The sequence below is a fragment of the Streptomyces sp. JLBJ103 genome, assembly GCF_058215575.1.
In genome coordinates this window covers 53961-71918 of the sequence record NZ_CM177089.1, presented here as the reverse complement: position 1 = coordinate 71918, position 17958 = coordinate 53961, and the positions used below count along the sequence as shown (strand labels likewise).

Annotated in this window: 15 protein-coding genes; 10 read left to right on the top strand and 5 right to left on the bottom strand. The window is 66.4% G+C overall.

Going from position 1 to position 17958, the window contains the following annotated elements:
• The first annotated feature begins 267 nt into the window (after nt 1-267).
• From AC4BEG_RS00330 to AC4BEG_RS00300, 7 genes are all read left to right on the top strand, one after another.
• Complete coding sequence (locus tag AC4BEG_RS00330) at nt 268-1587, top strand: cytochrome P450 (protein ID WP_490703887.1); 1320 nt, start codon at nt 268-270, stop codon at nt 1585-1587.
• A 162-nt stretch (nt 1588-1749) separates the two neighbouring features.
• On the top strand, nt 1750-2694 hold the full coding sequence (locus tag AC4BEG_RS00325) for a UbiA family prenyltransferase (RefSeq protein WP_490703886.1): 945 nt from the start codon (nt 1750-1752) through the stop codon (nt 2692-2694).
• Nucleotides 2684-3391 (top strand): ubiquinone/menaquinone biosynthesis methyltransferase, encoded by a 708-nt coding sequence (locus AC4BEG_RS00320; RefSeq protein WP_490703885.1) that lies wholly within the window; start codon nt 2684-2686, stop codon nt 3389-3391. The genes AC4BEG_RS00325 and AC4BEG_RS00320 overlap by 11 nt, the downstream gene beginning before the upstream one ends.
• A 140-nt stretch (nt 3392-3531) precedes the next feature.
• Nucleotides 3532-5307 carry a non-ribosomal peptide synthetase gene (locus AC4BEG_RS00315; protein ID WP_490703884.1) on the top strand — a complete coding sequence of 592 codons (1776 nt, stop codon included), beginning with the start codon at nt 3532-3534 and terminating at the stop codon, nt 5305-5307.
• On the top strand, nt 5304-6053 hold the full coding sequence (locus AC4BEG_RS00310; RefSeq protein ID WP_490703883.1) for a thioesterase II family protein: 750 nt from the start codon (nt 5304-5306) through the stop codon (nt 6051-6053). Before AC4BEG_RS00315 ends, AC4BEG_RS00310 begins: the two co-directional genes overlap by 4 nt.
• A complete protein-coding gene (locus AC4BEG_RS00305) occupies nt 6050-7234 on the top strand; it encodes a cytochrome P450 (protein ID WP_490703882.1) in 1185 nt (394 codons plus the stop codon). Before AC4BEG_RS00310 ends, AC4BEG_RS00305 begins: the two co-directional genes overlap by 4 nt.
• Nucleotides 7235-7260: 26 nt before the next feature.
• The gene (locus AC4BEG_RS00300; RefSeq protein WP_490703881.1) at nt 7261-8418 is read left to right on the top strand and encodes a DUF711 family protein; all 1158 of its coding nucleotides are present in this window, start codon (nt 7261-7263) and stop codon (nt 8416-8418) included.
• 7 nt (nt 8419-8425) lie between these two features.
• Here the strand turns inward: AC4BEG_RS00300 and AC4BEG_RS00295 are convergent, their stop codons facing one another.
• A complete protein-coding gene (locus tag AC4BEG_RS00295; RefSeq protein WP_490703880.1) occupies nt 8426-11368 on the bottom strand; it encodes an ABC transporter ATP-binding protein/permease in 2943 nt (980 codons plus the stop codon).
• Nucleotides 11369-12112: 744 nt separating this feature from the next.
• On the opposite strand from AC4BEG_RS00295, the gene AC4BEG_RS00290 reads away from it, so the two are divergent.
• Entirely contained in the window at nt 12113-12766 is a 654-nt protein-coding gene (locus AC4BEG_RS00290; RefSeq protein ID WP_490703879.1) for a DUF4232 domain-containing protein, read from the top strand.
• A 253-nt stretch (nt 12767-13019) separates the two neighbouring features.
• Here the strand turns inward: AC4BEG_RS00290 and AC4BEG_RS00285 are convergent, their stop codons facing one another.
• On the bottom strand, nt 13020-13505 hold the full coding sequence (locus AC4BEG_RS00285; RefSeq protein ID WP_490703878.1) for a carboxymuconolactone decarboxylase family protein: 486 nt from the start codon (nt 13503-13505) through the stop codon (nt 13020-13022).
• A 157-nt stretch (nt 13506-13662) separates the two neighbouring features.
• Here AC4BEG_RS00285 and AC4BEG_RS00280 point away from each other — a divergent pair, with 157 nt between their 5' ends.
• Nucleotides 13663-14643 carry an RNA polymerase sigma-70 factor gene (locus tag AC4BEG_RS00280; protein ID WP_490703877.1) on the top strand — a complete coding sequence of 327 codons (981 nt, stop codon included), beginning with the start codon at nt 13663-13665 and terminating at the stop codon, nt 14641-14643.
• A 90-nt stretch (nt 14644-14733) separates the two neighbouring features.
• Complete coding sequence (locus tag AC4BEG_RS00275) at nt 14734-15087, top strand: VOC family protein (RefSeq protein ID WP_490703876.1); 354 nt, start codon at nt 14734-14736, stop codon at nt 15085-15087.
• Nucleotides 15088-15238: 151 nt separating this feature from the next.
• Here AC4BEG_RS00275 and AC4BEG_RS00270 read toward each other — a convergent pair whose 3' ends face one another.
• From AC4BEG_RS00270 to AC4BEG_RS00260, 3 genes are all read right to left on the bottom strand, one after another.
• Entirely contained in the window at nt 15239-15661 is a 423-nt protein-coding gene (locus tag AC4BEG_RS00270) for a DUF4231 domain-containing protein (protein WP_490703875.1), read from the bottom strand.
• 382 nt (nt 15662-16043) lie between these two features.
• A complete protein-coding gene (locus AC4BEG_RS00265; protein WP_490703874.1) occupies nt 16044-16694 on the bottom strand; it encodes a CoA transferase subunit B in 651 nt (216 codons plus the stop codon).
• Nucleotides 16694-17479, bottom strand: a complete 786-nt coding sequence (locus tag AC4BEG_RS00260) for a CoA transferase subunit A (protein ID WP_490703873.1) — start codon at nt 17477-17479, stop codon at nt 16694-16696. The genes AC4BEG_RS00265 and AC4BEG_RS00260 overlap by 1 nt, the downstream gene beginning before the upstream one ends.
• Nucleotides 17480-17958: the final 479 nt, after the last annotated feature.

Sequence of the window (17958 nt, the reverse complement as noted above, 5' to 3'; positions counted from 1 at the left end):
CTGGCAGCTTCCTGTCAGATCGTTGTGCCACTTGACCTTTACAGGGTAGGAAAGATCTTCGTGACAACCGGGGGATGTCGGTATGCCTGCTGTAGGCGAAAGCAACTGTCTTCTCCGTGTACTCGATTTGGACTCTCTATCCAGCGCTCTGCGAGACACATCGGCTGACCATGGGGATCGGGGATGGCGGGAACTGCAAGCAGCGCACTGCCCACGAGGCAGATACGGCATAACAGCGGTGTTCTCTCGTCGCCGACAGCACCAGGGATGCGCGTTCCGGTGCTCGGAGATGCTCTGCGACTGCGGGCGAACCTGCTGAATGCCATCCAGTACGCCGCCTCGGACGGCAGCGAAGTGTCGTCTTTCCGTGTCGGCCCCAAGAGCATACTTTTCGTCAATCGAAGCACGGCGGCGGACATTGTCCTCTCGGACATTCATACCTTCGGCAAGCCGGACGGCAAGAATCCGCTGAGGCTGGTGCTCGGGGACGGGTTGATCAGTAATCCGAACCATGACAACTGGCTGAAGCGGCGGAGGGCTCTCCAGCCCATGTACAGCCGCTCCAGCCTTGCGGGCATGCAGCGCAAGATGGCCACCGTGATGGCTGAACGCACCAGGCGATGGGAACATCAGGACCGAACCGACCTGAATGTTCATGAGGAAATGCTGGGCGTCGCCCTCGACAGCGTGTCGATCTGCATGTTCAGCCGGTACGGCGACACAGTGTCCGACATCATCACGCCAGTCACGGCCTCGTTCCTGCTCGACTTCGTCGAACGTCGACTCCGGGGGCCGTTCTCCTTACCGGTGAGCGTGCCGAGCCGACGTAACCGTCAATTCACGTCGACCTTGCAAACTCTCGATGATCTCGTCTATCGGCTCATCCAGGAACGACGCAGATCCGACGAACAGCACGACGACCTTCTGGATCTTCTGCTGGATGCCAGAGTCGGCGACGCCGCGGAACCATTGACCGATCTCGAGGTGCGGGACGAAGTTCTGACCACGTTCTTGGCCGCATACGAGACCACGGCCAGTGCACTGACGTGGATCCTCTACCTGCTCGCGTGTTACCCGGACATTCAGCAGAGCGTTCGCCAGGAGGTGCGTTCGTCTGCATCGATTGATCACGAGGGTGCTCCATGCGGTCACAAGGAGCTGCGAAGCGGCGCATTTCTGGAATGCGTCATCAACGAGAGTATGCGGCTGTTCCCGCCGTCCCCGACCATTCCACGGCATGCGAAGAAGGATGCGCTCATCGGCTCGGCCGAGGCTCCCGAAGGGGCGCTCGTGATGCTCAACGTCGCAGCCATCCAGCGGGATCCGGCCGTCTGGGAACGGCCTGACGAATTCATTCCGGAGCGCTTCATGAACGGCGCACCCGGCAAGGGAACGTATTTGCCCTTCGGTGCCGGTGCCCATATGTGCATCGGCAAGGGATTCGCCATGATGGAGATGAGTCTGCTGGTGATGAATGTGGTCGACAAGTTCGAGATCTCGCTGCGGGACTCCACAGGGCCGGAGCCCATGGCGCTGATCACCCTCAGGCCGCGAGACGGGTTCGGACTGACCCTCACAAGAATCTGAACCCCCGCCGCTGGTAGCTGCTGCTGGTACATGCCGCTGGTACATGTCTTCTGGAACGCACGACATCATGAGAGGTGGCCAATGCGCCGCGTGGCACGTTTCAACGCGATAGTTGAGCTCGTGCGTCCTCGTACACTTCTGGTCACCCCACTCTCATTCTGCGTGGGTGTCTCCGTGGCTGATCACGGTTTCGACCTCGTGGTGGTGCTCGGCATCGTGTTTCATGTTCTCGCTCCGCTGGCCGCCAATGCGCACAACGCCGTGACGGATCTCGTGGAGGACGGGAAGAACGTACCCGGCCGCTTGAAGCTGGTCGAAACAGCGGGCGAGCAGCTGCTCCAGAGGATTGTGTACGCAAGCCTGGGCCTCATGCTCGTGCTATCGCTGGTGATGTCGCTCGCCCAGAGCATCATCTGGGTGTTCAGCGTGTTCCTGGTTCTCGGCTACTCCTCACCGAGATTCCGGCTCAAGGGCCGTCCGGTCACCGGGATGGCTGTGTTCGCCATGGCGGTCACCGAACCGTTCATCGCGGGCGCACTTCTGGGGGACTCGTGGTGGGAGATTCCTCAGTACGACTCCTATCAGCCAGTTGCCCTTGGCTCCTTCCTGTTCTGCTGGTACTTCGCGAAGGGAATCATGAAAAATGTTCCCGACTACGCCGGAGACAAGGCGGCAGGACTCAGGACGATTCCAGCGCTCATGTCATCACAGCGCTCCGCCGCCTGGGCCGCCGCGATAGCGACCACACTGGTCTATGCCGCGTTCCCGGTGCTCGTTCTGGTCACCGGGCTGCCCGATCGCCTGGCTTATGTGGGCCTCATGACGCTGCCGGCCGTGGCTAACATGATCTCCATGGTCCGGGCCCGAACGCAGCTGGAGTACAACCTGGTCGGCCAACGCGACATGTATGTGTCCGTTGTGTTCCTCGGCCTCCTGCTCTTCGCGTGGCGACCGTCAGTGGGCTCAGCGCTGATCGGGCTCCTCGCTCTTGCGGTCATGGTCTGGACGGATGTGTCCGGAAGGGACTCCAGGGCCAGTCGCCATCTGGACCGGGCGGAGTCAGAGGTGAGCATTCCAGTGGGAGGAGGCCCCAACGGTGACCATTGACCGCACGCCCCGCGGCAAAGGCTCCGACGTGCACGGGATCTTCGAGAAGATCGCCGGGTACTACGATCGAATGAACTTTGTCATGACGCTCGGCCGTCATGACAAATGGTGTCGTGAGGTGGCCGCACGTGTCGCACCGCCGGCGGGCGGACAGCTGTTGGACTTGGCCACCGGGACCGGCGTGATCGCCTTGGCGGCGGCACGCAGGTACCCCGCCGCCACCGTGACGGGCGTCGACTTCTCGGAGGAGATGCTGCGGCGTGCGAGGACCAAGTCCGGGGCAGACGCGGTGCGATGGCGGCAGGCGGACGCAGCCTGCCTGCCGTTCGAAAACGAGTCAATCGACGGAATCACCCAGGGCTATCTCCTCAGGAATGTCGAAGACCTGGACGGAGTGCTTCGCGAGCAGTACCGAGTTCTCAAGCCCGGTGGCCGGATCGTGATTCTCGAAACGTGCCCCCCGAGCGGTCTCGCGAAGCCGGTGGTGAAGTGGGGAGTGCGCACTGTCGTTCCGCTGCTGGGGCAGGTTGTGGCCCGCGACCGATCCTCCTACAGCTATCTGGAATCCAGTACGCTCGCCTTCGAGTCGCCACAACACATCGCCGAAATTCTGAGTGGACTTGGTTTCAAGGGCATCGGCTGGCGAAAGAAGTTCTTCGGCACGAATGTCATCCTGTGGGCCACCAAGCCGCGATGATGGAGGCGGCGTGCCGAACCACAGTGTCGCCTTTGTCTCCCGAGCAGGGTTCTCGGAGTAGGGCTGTGCAGAGGGGCAGTTGACAGCAGAGGTATCTCGAAGCGCCGGGAGCTTCTTGATGAACCCACGGGGGAGATGTCGTGAGCAGACCTGTTTTAACCAGCACTCCAGCCATTCCTCATGTATCGCGCGCGATGAAGGTGCTGGAACGCTGGGCATCTGAGTACCCCGGCGGAGCGGGGTCCATCGGAATCGACGACGGCGAGCTGACCTGGGGAGAAATCGCCACTTCGACGCGGACGCTGGCAGGGCGACTTGAGCGGGCCGGAGTCGGGGCAGGCGATCGAGTCGCCGTGATGGCCGGCCGGTCGCGCTACGCACTGAGCAGCCTGCTGGCGATCTGGGCAAACGGTTCGTCGGCGGTGCTGCTCGACGAACGGCACCCGGTCGAGCGGCTGCGCTGGACAACGCAGGATGCCGGTTGCTCCGCGCTCGTGTCATCGGAACCGAATGCCGCAGATCTGGGTCTCATGGTCATCGAGACGTCCCGCTCCGAGACCGAGTCCACCGGCCGTCCCCTCGCCGAGCTGGCGTACGGCGACGAGACCGGAAGGGAGCGCGGGGCGGAGGCGTACGTCGTCTACACCTCAGGCACCACCGGTCGCCCGAAGGGCGTTCGCGTCGGATGTGCCGCCCTGGAGAACCTTCTGGACAATGCCGAATCGCTGGGATACCGGCCGGGCAGTCGAGCCGTTTCGGTAGTCTCTCCGGGTTTCGACGGCTGGCTGTGGTCGATACTCACTCCCTTCGTCAACGGCGTCACATGCGTCGCGCTCGACCCCACGCTCGGGAACGTGGAACAGGCCCTCGCCGCACAGCGGATCGACAACCTCTGCATGACCCCCTCGCTCTACGCCGCGATCGACAACCTCCCGCCGGTCGAGGTTGCCGTGGTGGCCGGAGAGCACTGCCCGGACTCCCTCGTCGTGCGGCTCCAGGAGATCGCCGACCGAGTGATCAATGTCTACGGGCCGACCGAAACCACTATCGCCGCCACCATGGCCGATACCGTTCGCGGCGACGACCCCCGCTCGATCGGTCGTCCGTTGTCGGGCTACACCGTTACCGTCGTCGATGCCCACCTGAACGAGGTTCCGGCCGGCGTCACCGGTGAGGTTCTCATCGGTGGCGCCGGAGTCGCCCTCGGATACGTCAGGACGGGCGCGGCGGGCGCGGATCGGTTCATCGACTGGAACGGCACCCGACATTTCCGTACGGGGGACCTTGGGGTACTGCGCGCCGATGGGCAGTTGCATTGCCTCGGCAGGATGGACGACCAGGTCAAAGTCGGTGGCTTCCGTATCGAGCTGGAAGAAATCGAGAGCATCGCCCGCGAGATACCGGACATCGCAAGGGCGGTGGCCTATCTGCGAGGTGAGCCGCACACACTCGCCATCGGTCTCCAAACGGTATCCGGCGCCCCACTGGACCGTGGCCTGCGAGAGCAGCTCACTTCCCGGTTTGCCGCCCGGTTGCCACGACAGCTGTGCCCGACGTTCCTACATCGCATCGTCGATGTTCCCCTCGAGCCGACCGGTAAGGTTTCGCGTCGCGAGGTGGCCGCGCTCGGCGATGCCGAACGATCCCGCCAGGATGATGGGGGCGCGGACGACACCCAGCCCGTGCGTGACGGCCACGTCCTCGACAGCGTCCTCGGTGCCTGGAGCGGAGTGTTCGGGCACAGCGTCGCCGCGGACTCCGACTTCTTCGCGGTCGGTGGACATTCACTTCTTGCCGCTCAACTGGCCTCTCGGATAGAGGCGGAACTCGAGGTCACCGTCTCGATCACCGACGTCCTCACGGCCAGGACGCCTCGGGCACTGGCCACCCTGATCGACGAGACGAGGCCGGCGTGACCTACCTGCGATCCTTCACCGCGGCCGACGTGAGCGCCGCCACGACGGTTGCCGCCACGACGGTTGTGGTGTTCCCGCAGTCGGGAGCGGGTTGCCTGCGCCTGCGATCGATCGCATTGGCGTGTCCCCCGGGACTGAACCTGGTGGGGGTGCAGTTGCCGGGACGTGAGGACCGATTGCAGGATCCCTCGCCGGGCAACCTGTCCGAGGTTGTCGATTGCCTCAGCTCCGCATTACGCGATCCGAGGCGAAGCGGACCGATGGTTTTCCTCGGCATCAGCCTCGGTGCGGTCATCGCCCATGAGGTTGCGCGGAAGCTGGAAGCCGAAGGGGCGGCGCCTGATTCGCTGGTGGTGGCCGCGGCCCGATCACCGGAGTACTGGAGCACCTTCCCCGCTGCGAACCCGCCCTTGGCGGAGTTGACGGCCCTGCTGCCTCCCTGGGTCCGCGAGTCCGATTCCGCCGGTTACGCCGTCGCGACGATGCGCTCCGACCTGCGTCTCATGGCCGACTACAGCGTTCCGTCCGCACCGCTGACGCGTACCTCGCTCCGATCGGTGTCGGGACGCCGCGACACTATCGTCACCACCGAGCAGATGTCCGGGTGGCAGGCGAGAACGACGGACTATGAAGGCCATCATGTGATCGATGCGGATCATCACGAATTCATGGACCGTGACGTCCTCATCGGGCTTCTCCTGGACGCTGTGGTCGCGGCCGCTCCACGGCAGGCGGTGCGCGGATGAACCAGCGCACGGCGCCGGACCTGTTCGAGCCAGGTCTGTTCCAGGGAACCACGTTCTACGAGGTCTTCGCCTGGTACCGGGCACACGATCCAGTGTCCTGGCAGCATCCGGCAGGGGAGCCGGAAGGGTTCTGGAGCGTCACCAAGTACCACGACGTGGTGTCCGTTCACAGAGACACCACGAGGATGAGCTCGGTGAAAGGGATGCGGCTCGGCTCGGCGGACTCCGCTGTCGACGCCGTCGCGAACAAGATGCTCATCGTGTCCGACCCGCCCGATCACACGCGGATGAAGCGCGTGCTCATCCAGCCCTTCTCGAACGAGATTCTCGGCAGGGCCGAAGAGTATGTGGAGAAAGTCGTCGCCGATGTCGTGGCAACGGCTCTTCAGAACCCGGAACCGGATCTGATCAAGCATCTGGAACGCATCCCGACCGATGTCATCTGCGCGATCATGGGGTTACCCCGTTCGGACTGGGAATGGATAGGGAAACAGACCACCGAGGCCTTCGAATCCCCCTCGGAAGTGCGCCGTATCGCGGCAAACGGTGAGATTTTCAAGTATTTCACCGACAGGGTGAAGGAGAACCGCGGAACCGCTGCGAACGACTTCATCAGCGGGATCACCGCTCGGACTCACGGCAGTCCGCAACTGACCGACGAGGAGCTGGTCTTCAACTTCAGCGGCATTCTGGCCGGTGGGAACGAAACAACCCGGTACACGCTGGCAGCGCTGACGCATCAGCTGGCGGAGCACCCGGACCAGTGGTGTCGAATCGTCCGAGGGGAGGTCGACCCGGCCGTTGCCACCGAGGAAGGACTGCGCTGGTCGGTGCCCGGGATGCATGTGCTGCGGACCGCGACCGAGGCAGTCCGGATCGGTGAGGCCGAGATCGCGCCCGGCCAACGCATCGTGACCTGGATCGGCTCAGCCAACCGGGACGAAGAGATATTCGACAACCCGGACACGTTCGACGTCGGACGGACCGGCAACCGGCATCTGAGCTTCGGTGCGGGCCGCCATATGTGTCTGGGGAGCCGACTGGCGAGGCTGGAAATCGCGGCGTATCTTCGGACGCTGCGCAGCATGGTGATGTCGATGACACTCGAGGGCGAGCCCCGTTACAACGGGTCGAATTTCACCTGGGGCTTGAACGAACTTCCGGTGGTGCTCCACACATGAGAAACACCTCATCTCATATACGCGCCGTGACCCTCTGCCTTCCTGACGAGGCGTTCCAGGGCGGGCGCGTCAGTGTCGCCGGCATCAGGGAATACGGTGAGAAGGCACGGGAGATCGGCGACGAGATCGCGCGGGCCGGGTTCGACGTCCAGACGGTCCGCCTGTCCAGCCCGGCCCTCGACGAGCCGCTGGACCACGACCAACTCCTCGCGCGGGCCGCTGATCTGGTGGAAGGCTGCCGACGTGCGGGCGTGGGCAGCGCCTCGCTGGCCGCATTGCGGCCTGCTGCGCTGGTGGATCTCGAACCTTCTGACGTCGCGGACGTGTTGACCGCGTACCCATCGCTGTTCATGGCTGTTGTGGTCGCCGACGGTGCCACCGTGGACCACGCTGCCGTCGACTTCAGCGGGTCCGTCGTCCGCGAGCTGGCGAGCCGTGACGGAGATGCCAACTTCCGCTTCGCGGCAGCCGCCAATCTGGACGCCAACGCTCCGCTGTTCCCGGGATCCTTCAGCGACGGCCTTCGCGCAGGCGTGAGCGTGGGGTTGCAGTCGACCGGCACGCTGCTCGCACACGCCCGAGCCAATCGCCCCCGTGACCTCGCGGAGGCGACACAACTGACCAGGACATGCCTGGAAGAACAGCTGGCCGCCATCGAATGCCTGCTGAGACCATCGTGCGAACGACGCGGTCTGCTGTTCCACGGTTTCGATCCGTCGCCGGCCTGCGCGCCGGATGCCAGCATCGGGGCATTCCTGGAAATCGTCGGCGGCATCCGGTTCGGTTCGCCCGGCACCCTCGCGACCTGCGCCGCTGTGACGGCCGGTATCCGGTCGGTCAGCCAACCCACCGTCGGATACGCGGGTCTGATGCTCCCCGTACTCGAAGACAGGGTGCTCGCGCACGCCTGGCAGGAGGGCCGGATCGACGCCGACTCGGTGCTGGCGTATTCGTCGGTCTGCGGTGCGGGTCTGGACACGATCCCCTTGCCCGGCTCGGTTCCTGAGCACGAGATCGCCGCCATGATCAGGGATATGGCAGCACTGTCCGCACGGTGGCGGAAACCGCTGTCCGCCCGGTTGATGCTTGCGCCGGTCGGCTCCGACCCGCGGCGAACAGAGTTCCAGGCGGAACAGATCATCAACATCGACTATCCGGCCGTGTACCACGGACCCGGCACCTGACGACGTACTACTCGTCGCGCATGACCTCGGGTTCGTGCCGACGCAGCAGGCGGGCCACGATGAAACCGCAGATCAGCCCGATCGCCAGGAGCACGCCGAGATCGATGCCCCACTGGGTGACGGTGTGGGCCCACAGCGGGTCGAGATCGTCCGGCCTGTCGAGGTTCCAGGGCGGCATGGTGTGCGCGAGGTCCAGTGTGGTCCCGGCGCCGGCGACCCCCCAGCGGGCGGGCATCAGCCAGCCGGCTTGTTCGATGCCCGGAGCGTTGAACAGCTTGAAGAGGACGCCGGTGAAGACCACCTGGACGACGGCGAACATCACCAGCAGCGGCATGGTCTTCTCGGAGGTCCTCACCAGCGCGGAGATGACCAGGCCGAACATCATGGACGTGAAGCCCAGCGCACCGATCACCACACAGACCTCGACCGCCGTGGGCATGAGCAGTCCCTGAGCGGGCAGTTGCCGGACGGAGAAGCCGATCGCGCAGATGACAACACCCTGCATCGCGGTGATCAGACCGAGGACGACCACCTTCGACATCAGATACGCGGACCGGGACAGACCTGTGGCTCTCTCCCGTTCGTAGATCACCCGTTCCTTGATCAATTCGCGTACGGAGTTGGCCGCGCCGGAGAAACACATGCCGACGACCAGCACCAGCAGAATGGTTCCGGCCTCCTGGTTGTAGCGGAATCGGCTGTCGGGCGGTGGCGGGGCGAGTCCGTACGTCGCCGGAATCAGACAGCTCACTCCGCCCAGCACGGCCGGGAGCAGCAGCATCAGTGCCATGAAGCCCTTGTCGGAGGCGATGACCGACACATAGCGGCGGATCAGGGTCCACAGCTGGCCGATCCAGCGCTGTGGTTTGGGCTGCGGAGCTCGCGCGGGACGCTGCGCCGGGAGGGCGCCCGGCTCCTGCGGCGGTACGACCGAGGCGATCTCCGCGGCGCACCGGTCGTACTGCGGGGAAGCCCGCCAGCGCCCGCCCCAGTCGTCCTCGCGATGGTTCTCGAAGGCGGAGAAGACATCGGCCCAGCTTTCGTGGCCGAAGAAGTCCAGCGCCTCGTCCGGGGCACCGAAGTAGGCCATGGAGCCGCCGGGAGCCAGTACCAACACCCGGTCGCACAAGGGCAGTTCGGCCACGGAGTGGGTGACCACCAGGACGGTGCGGCCGTCGTCGGCGAGCCCCCGCAGCAACTTCATGACATCGCGGTCCAGGCCCGGGTCCAGACCGGAGGTGGGCTCGTCGAGGAAGAGCAGAGAGGGCTTGGTGAGCAGTTCCAGGGCGACGGACACCCGCTTGCGCTGACCGCCGGAGAGCGAGACGACCTTCTTGTCCCGGTGGACGTCGAGTCTCAGCTCTTGGAGCACCTCGTCGATACGGGCCTTGCGCTCGGCGGCCTTGGTGTCACCGGGGAAGCGGAGCCTGGCGGCGTACATCAGAGCGGTGTCGACGGTCAGCTCCTTGTGCAGGATGTCGTCCTGCGGAACGAGGCCGATTCGGCGGCGCAACTCGGCGAACTGGGTGTAGAGATCGCGGTGGTCGTAGAGGACCTGGCCGCGGTCGGCAGGCCGGTAGCCGGTGAGCGCGCGCAGAAGGGTGGACTTCCCGGAGCCGGACGGCCCGATCACCGCCACCAACGACTTCTCCGGGACACCGAAGGAGACATCGTCCAGGATGGTCTTGCCGCGCCCGACCGTCACCGTCAAGTTCCGGGCGGCGAAGGAGACTTCACCGGTGTCGACGAACTCCTCCAGCCGGTCCCCGGCGAGGCGGAAGGTGGAGTGGCCGACACCGACGATGTCGTACGGGCCGATGATCCGGCGGTCCACGGGCTGCCCGTTGACGTAGGTGCCGTTGTGGCTGCCGAGGTCGACGATCTCGAAGCGGCCATCGGGCAGGGGCCGGAACTCCGCGTGGTGGCGGGAGACGTGCGGGCCCTCCACCACGAGTTCGTTGTCCGGCGCGCGGCCGATGCGCAGATGCTCCCCCAGGACGATCGGGTGGACGCCCGACGGATCCCGGTCGATGGAGAGGGCCGCGGCCGCTCCACGGGGCCCGTCTGCGTCTCCGCCGGGCCGGGTGGAGCGATGGGGGTCCCGGGCGTAGCCCGCCCCTGCGGGAGCCCCGGGAAAGGGGGCATTGGCGGGGCCGGATACGCCGCGGTGGGGGAGGGGTCGGAAGGGGCCGTCGCCGGGGGCTGCCTTGTGCTGGGGACGTGGTTCGCTGACCGTGGCGGGCTTCGGTTCGCGAGGCGGCCGGGCAGCGGAGGACGACGGGGCGGGGGCCGGAGCCGGAGCCGGAGCCGACGTGGTCGCCGGTCGTGCCGACGGGTCGGAGGCGGACGGGCTGGAGGCGGACGGGCTGGAGGGGGACGGGCCGGAGTGGACGGAGCCCGCCACGGCGCCGGTGGGGGCGGCCGTACCGGCGGGGGCAGCGGTACCGGTCGGGGCCGCTGGCCACGCTGAGGCTGCCGCGCCCGCCGGGGCTCCCGGAGCCGTCCCCGCCCGGGGTCCGGGCGCTACTGGGGGTGCGACGGGGGCCGCCGCCGTACCCCGACCCGAGGCACCTTTGGCCGCGTCATGCGCCTCGCCCTGGTGCGCCGACGCGTGGCCCTGCGCGGCAGCACGCGCCTGGTCGCCACGCACCTCCGGCGAGGCCCCGGTGAAGTCCAGCCGCATGCCGCTGGAGACATCCCCCAGCCGGACGATCGAACCGTGGCCGATCTCGATCCGCTGGATACGGCGTCCCTCCGCGAACGTGCCATTCGCGCTGCTGAGGTCCTCGATGACCCAGGTCCCGCCGTCGCAGCGGATCGTGACGTGTCGCCGGGAGACGCGGCGGTCGATGCACGAGATGTCGGCCTGATGGTCGCGCCCGACGGTGTAGCTCCGGGACGGGTCCAGGGTCCAGGTGCGTCCATTGGCATGCAGTACAAGTTCCGGCACGTCTGCCCCAAGTCGGTCGTGTGCACCGAGGCCGACTGCGTGAGGGCAGACGACGGCTCGGAGGGTTCCAGCGATTCCGGCGTGCGCCCGGACGGCCCGGGTGCCGGCGAACGTCATACGGTCTGCGGCGCGAGGCGGCGAACTACCACCGGCCTGTACGTGCCCCGATTCCTCGGCGGGCCGTCCGCCGGCCGGCGAGAGCCGGAACGTCGACCACCGGTGTCCGCGGAACGGTCGGCACCCGAGCTGTGCGTTTCCCGACGAACGCAACGGGTTGCGCGCCGACGGTCGATGAGATCGTCGGCGATGCGGTCGACGTGTTCGTCGGGTGTCACGGCGGTGTGTCCTCGTGGGGTCGGTCGGCCGGTGTACGGCCGGGACCGCGCACGCCTGCGCGTACGGTCACGGCCGGTATGGAAGAGGGCGTGGAGCGTGAGGAGGTTGCGTGTCACGGTACGGAGCCGGACATCCCGATGTCGTACGGCCTGCCGTCGGCGGTGCCCTGCACCGGGCCGCAGCTGAGCCGGAACGGACTGTCCAGCGCCGCACCCGTTGGAACACGGGCTGTAGGGGGTGTCGAAGAAGCGGAGGCAGTCATGGTCAACGCCCCGCCACACGACGGTGCGCGGGGCGCGTTAGTGAGACGTTAGCGGTGCGGTAGCGGTACAGCAGTCGTACGCCAGCGGCGCCGGACAGTCTTGAGACGTACCGCAAGACGACCGCGTCCCGCTGGGGAGAACCACCATGTCGATCACCGCCACCAACGCCCGCACCATGCGCACCGCCGTCGCTGGCGTGACCCTCATGGCCGCCGCCCTCACCCTGGCCGCCTGCAACAGCGATGACGCGGACGGCGTCAAGCGGTCCGGCCCCGCGGAGAGTTCGTCCGCCGCCCCGGGCTCCGACGCCAAGGACGGCGGTAAGCAGGACACGAACGCGGGAGGCGGCGCCGACGCCGGTGCTCAGGGTGGCGCCCAGGCGGGCGGCTCCAAGACCGGCACCTGTGATCCGGACAAGGTGTCGATGAGCGTCACCAAGGCCCCCCGGCCGGTCAACTACCTGCTGCTCCAGGCCACCAACAAGTCCGGTGCCACCTGCAACCTCCCGGGCGCCCCCGCGCTGCGGTTCGACGACGGGCAGGCGGCCACCCCGGTCGTGGAGGCCACGAAGCCGCAGGCCGTCGTCACCCTCGCGCCCGGCAAGTCCGGCTACGCGGGCATCCTCACCTCCAGCGCCGACGGCTCGGGCACGAACGGCACCAAGGTCACCAAGCTGGAGGTGTACCTCAAGGGCTCCGACACCGCCACCTCCGTCTCGCTGCCCGGCTCGGTGTACATCGACGACAGCGCGAAGGTCACGTACTGGCAGAGCGACAGCTCCAACGCGCTCAACGGATAAGGCAGCGGGCCACGCCCGCACCCGAAAGACCCGGGCAGCCGTCTCCCCCGCGGCTGCCCGCCGGCCGACGGCCCCCGGCTCCCGAGGGCCGTCCCAACACCTCAACGAGAGAATCCGGGAGGCCCACCCCGCCGGTTGAACGTGTTCAACTCGGCCTGCCCACGTTCCGCCGGCCGGTCAGGACGGCCGACCACGATGCGCGGCCCGGCTGGAGATCGAAGGATTCCCGGCCGGGCCGTGAACGACCTGTCGATCAGCTCGACAAGCTGGTGAACATGCCGGGCTGGTAGGAACCGCCCGGGTTGCGCACGATCACACCGAGCCGGTTGGCCGCGTTGATCACGGCCACCAGGTAGACCATTGCGGCGATCTGGTCGTCGTCGTAGTGCTTACGCACCTGAGCCCAGGTCTCGTCGGACACGCCCCGGTGGGCGTCGGCGAGCCGAGTGCCCTCCTCGGCGAGTGCCAGCGCGGCTCGCTCGGCCTCGGTGAAGACGGTGGATTCGCGCCAGGCGGCGACCAGGTGGAGCCGCACAGCGGTCTCTCCGGCAGCCGCGGCATCCTTGGTGTGGAAGTCGACGCAGAAACCACACCCGTTGATCTGGCTGGCGCGCAGCATCACCAGCTCCTGGGTGGCCTGGGGCAGCGATGACTGCTGGATCGCCATGCTCACGTGGTAGAACCGCTTGCCGATCTGGGCGCCGAGCTCATTGGCCATCAGGTCGAAACGAGATTCCATAGCGTGGTCCTCACTCGTGGTGTTGTCTGCCGCGCGGCTCGTCCGCGCAGCGTCCCGACGCACAAGAGATGCCGGCGACCCGAACTCTGTGACGCCGTGATGATGTGGCACGCGCCACCGCTCAGGGATGTCACAAAGCGCTGGGGATCGGCGTCTTGTGCGTGTGACTCAGTCGAGAGCGGACAGACGGGAAGAAGCCGTGAGCGCATGCAGTGAGCCGACAACGAAGACAGCCGAGTCGTCCGCCCGGAGCGACCGCGCGGGCTCCGCTGTGGACGCGGCCACCAAGGCGTTCGTCGCCCACCACAACCTGTTGTTCACCGTCGCCTACGAGATGCTCGGCTCGGCCGCGGACGCCGAAGATGTCGTGCAGGAGACCTGGTTGCGCTGGGTGGCCGTCGACCTCGACATCGTGCGGGATCAGCGTGCCTACCTGGTGCGCATCGCCACCCGCCAGGCGCTGAGCCGACTGCGCACGCTCAGTCGGCGCAAGGAGTCCTACGTCGGTCCCTGGCTGCCCGAACCGTTGCTGACCGCGCCGGATGTGGCGCAGGACGTCGAGCTGGCCGAAAGCGTCTCGATGGCGATGCTGCTGGTCCTGGAGACGCTCACCCCGAGCGAGCGGGCGGTGTTCGTGCTGCGTGAGGTGTTCGACGTCGACTATGACGAGATTGCGGAAGCCGTCGACAAGAGCCCGGCCGCGGTCCGCCAGATCGCCCACCGGGCACGGAAACATGTCGCGGCCCGCCGGCCGCGCGGAGCGGTGTCCGCGGCGGAGACCCGTGATGTGATCCAGGCGTTCCAGGAAGCCACGCACACGGGCGACCTGCGACATCTGCTCGACCTTCTCGCGCCCGACGTGGTCCTGCTCGGTGATGGTGGCGGCGTCGTGCGGGCCGCACTGTCACCCGTGGTGGGAACCGACGAGGTGGCTCAGGTACTGGGCAGGATCGCCACTACCGCCGCACTGCGACCGGCACACGTCAACGGTTACCCGGCGCTGGTCGTCCGCTTCGACGACGTGATCGACACCGTCATCGCGGTGCGTGTCGATGACGGCCTCATCACCGGGCTCTACGTGGTGCGCAATCCCGAGAAGCTGTCGCGCATGGAGCGGGAGACCGCCCTGCGTCGCTGAGTCACATGAGGGAAAGGCACTCGGGTTCAGCCCGATGAGGGATGCCTGAGTGCCTGTCATTCGAAGCCCTGGCAGGTCTAAGATCTCCGGATGACCTTGGAATGGGAACAGGTAATTGTTCACTCGGTGGATCCGGTGGCCTTGGGGCAGTGGTGGGCTACGGCTCTTGGTTGGGTGGTGGTGCACTCCTCCGATGAGGAGTTCGAGATCCGCCCGGAGCCGGATCGCCTGCCGGGGTTGGACTTCGTCCGGCTTGATGAGAGCAAGAAGTGCAAGAGTCGGCTGCATCTCGACTTCAGGCCTGATGACCAGGACGCCGAGGTGGCTCGGCTGGTGGCTCATGGCGCGAAGCGTGTTGACATTGGCCAGGGTGATCAATCGTGGGTTGTCTTGGCAGACCCCGAAGGTAACGAGTTCTGTGTCCTTGGCCAGCGGCGTCAGTAGGACTCACGCCTGAGTCGGGTCGATGGCGAAGCGCTCGGGGTGGGCGGCGCGCACGTAGTGGATCGCGGCGCTCAGTCACTGACCTCTGACAGGCGATCTTAATCGTGTGCCACGTGAGCTTGACCGGGCCACAGCTCGTAGCCGCGCGCCTCTAGGTATTGGTCGACGGCGCGGGTTCCCGACGATGCTCCAGCCAGGTGCGGCTCAGGTCTTCCCAGATCGTCTGATACCGACCGAAGATCTCGCCCAGCTGATCGAACGTGAGCTCGTCGGCGGGTGTCGATGCCACGAGGTATTCGAGGTCATCGGCAAGCCGCTGGAACCGGTACTGCGCTTCTTCCATCAGAACCCACCGGGAGCGCCAATTGAAGAACGGTTCGATGGCTCCCAGCAACGTCACCAGCGCCACACACGCCAGGGCCAGACCAGCCCACGCGTTGAGATTCTGCAGGCCCAGGATGACGGTGGAGGCGGCGGACAGTACAAGCGTCGCCACCTTGGTGAGGGAGGCGCTTCGACCGAACCGCTTTTTCTTGCCGCGGGCGTAGCCGTTGCCCTGACGAATCTTGTCCAACAGAAGAGCGGCTGCCTCCCTCGGGCTGAGGCCAACACCTAGTCCACCGTCCGGCTGCACTCCGCCCCCAAAGCTCTGTCGCCACCTCGCAGCTCGCTCCCCGGCAGACGCTGCCCCGGCATCGCGCGGTTCCCTAGCCTAGCCGCTCGATAGTCCCTGCTACGGAAGGTGATCGAGCGGTCAACCTGGTCTTGTCCGGCTATCCTCACAGCTCCGCCCCCGAGCCATGCTGGATTGGGCTCTTCGCCTCGCCTTTGGAGGAGCCGGGGCCGACCATCTGCCTCCATGCAGGGAAGATCACCGGGCTGAGCCTGGCGAGGAGGTATACGCCGCCGACCGTCAGCATGGTGGTGAACAGGCCGGCTGAAGCGCCGGGCGTTGGTCAAGGCGACCTGGGCGCCGCCCGGACTTCGAGGTTCGCTCCGGTTCTGTCCCGGATCTCGTCGAGGGAGACGCCCGGCGCTGTCTCGGCGAGAACCAGGCCGCGTTCCGTTATGTCGATCACGCCCAAGTCGGTGATGACGCGTTGTACGCACCGCCTGCCCGTGAGGGGGAGTGCGCACTCCTCGACGATCTTCGGGCTGCCGTCCTTGGCCGTGTGGTCCATCAGGACGATGACGCGCCGGGCTCCGTGGACGAGGTCCATGGCGCCGCCCATCCCCTTGATCATTTTCCCGGGGATGGTCCAGTTCGCGAGGTCGCCGGTTGCGGACACCTGCATGGCGCCCAGGATCGCCACGTCGATGTGCCCGCCCCGGATCATGCCGAAGGACAGCGAGGAGTCGAAGAACGAGGCTCCCGGCAGCACACTGACGGTCTCCTTGCCGGCGTTGATCAGGTCCGGGTCCATCTGATCAGCGGTCGGGTAGGGGCCCAGGCCCAGAATGCCGTTCTCGGACTGAAGCACCACATGGACGCCGGGCGGCACATGATTGGGCACCAGAGTGGGCAGTCCGATGCCGAGGTTCACATAGGCGCCGTCGGCCAGTTCGCGGGCTGCTCTGGCTGCCATCTCGTCTCTGGACCAGGCCATCAGTTGTGCACTCCTGTCTTGCCGATGTGCGCTGCGCGCACGGTCGTCTTCTCGATGCGCTTGTCTGTGGCTTCGGCCGTGGTGAGTGGGAGCACCGACTGCACGAACACCCCGGGAAGATGGATCGCGTCCGGGGCGAGTTCTCCGGGTTCGAGGAGTTCTTCGACCTCGGCGATGGTCACTCGTCCGGCCATGGCCGCGAGCGGGTTGAAGTTCCGTGCGGACTTGTCGAAGACGAGGTTTCCGTGCCTGTCACCCCTGGCCGCCCGTACCAGAGCGAAGTCGGTGGTGATGGACTCCTCCAGTACGTACTCCGCGCCGTCGTACTCGCGGACCTCTTTGCGCGGCGAGGCGACGGCGACACTGCCCTCGGCGTCGTAGCGCCAAGGCAGTCCGCCGTCGGCAACCTGGGTTCCCACGCCCGCGGGCGTGAAGAAGGCGGGTATGCCGCAACCGCCCGCGCGCAACCGCTCAGCCAGCGTGCCCTGCGGCACCAACTCCAACTCGAGGTCGCCGGAGAGATACTGGCGAGCGAACTCCTTGTTCTCGCCCACATACGAGCACGTGGCGCGCGAGATGCGGCGTGCTTCGAGCAGCACGCCCAGTCCCCAGCCGTCGACGCCGCAGTTGTTGGACACGACGCTGAGGTCTGCCGCGCCCTGCTCCAGTAGCGCCTGGATGAGCACGGCAGGGATGCCACAGAGGCCGAAGCCGCCCACTGCCAGCGAAGCTCCGTCGTGGATCTCCGCCACGGCTTGGGCGGCGGAAGTAACGACTTTGTCCATGTGTGCCCTCCGTCTGAGGTCGGGTTCGCCGAAGATGGCCAGTCGTCGACAGGCCACAGCCGCTTGTGCCGGTCATGAGGGTGGTCGGCGCCGGAGTTCGCGAGGCAGGCGGCTTCCGCCGTGCTCCCGGGATCTGCCGAGTGTCGAGGAGGGCTCGCCGTCGGCCGGGTCCGACAGGGCGGCCAGGCGAGACCGGGAGCCCGACCCCCCGGGCGTTAGTGAACGTTAACTCACGGCGCGGACGTTAGCGGGTGCGGCCGAAGCTGTCTACCCGTGCCCCGCGCCGATGGCGGGGCGCGGGGTCGACGGGCAGCGCGGACCGGCAGGTTGATCAACTGCTGGATCGCATGAAGGCGAGCAGGGAAAGCCCATGCGTGCGGGGCTCAGGTGCGCAGTGGCGTCAGTGTGCGAGTCGGTCGTACCGCAGGGGGAATCGGCGGCTTGAGATCTGCTTGGCGGGGGTGTGAGATCACAATTGC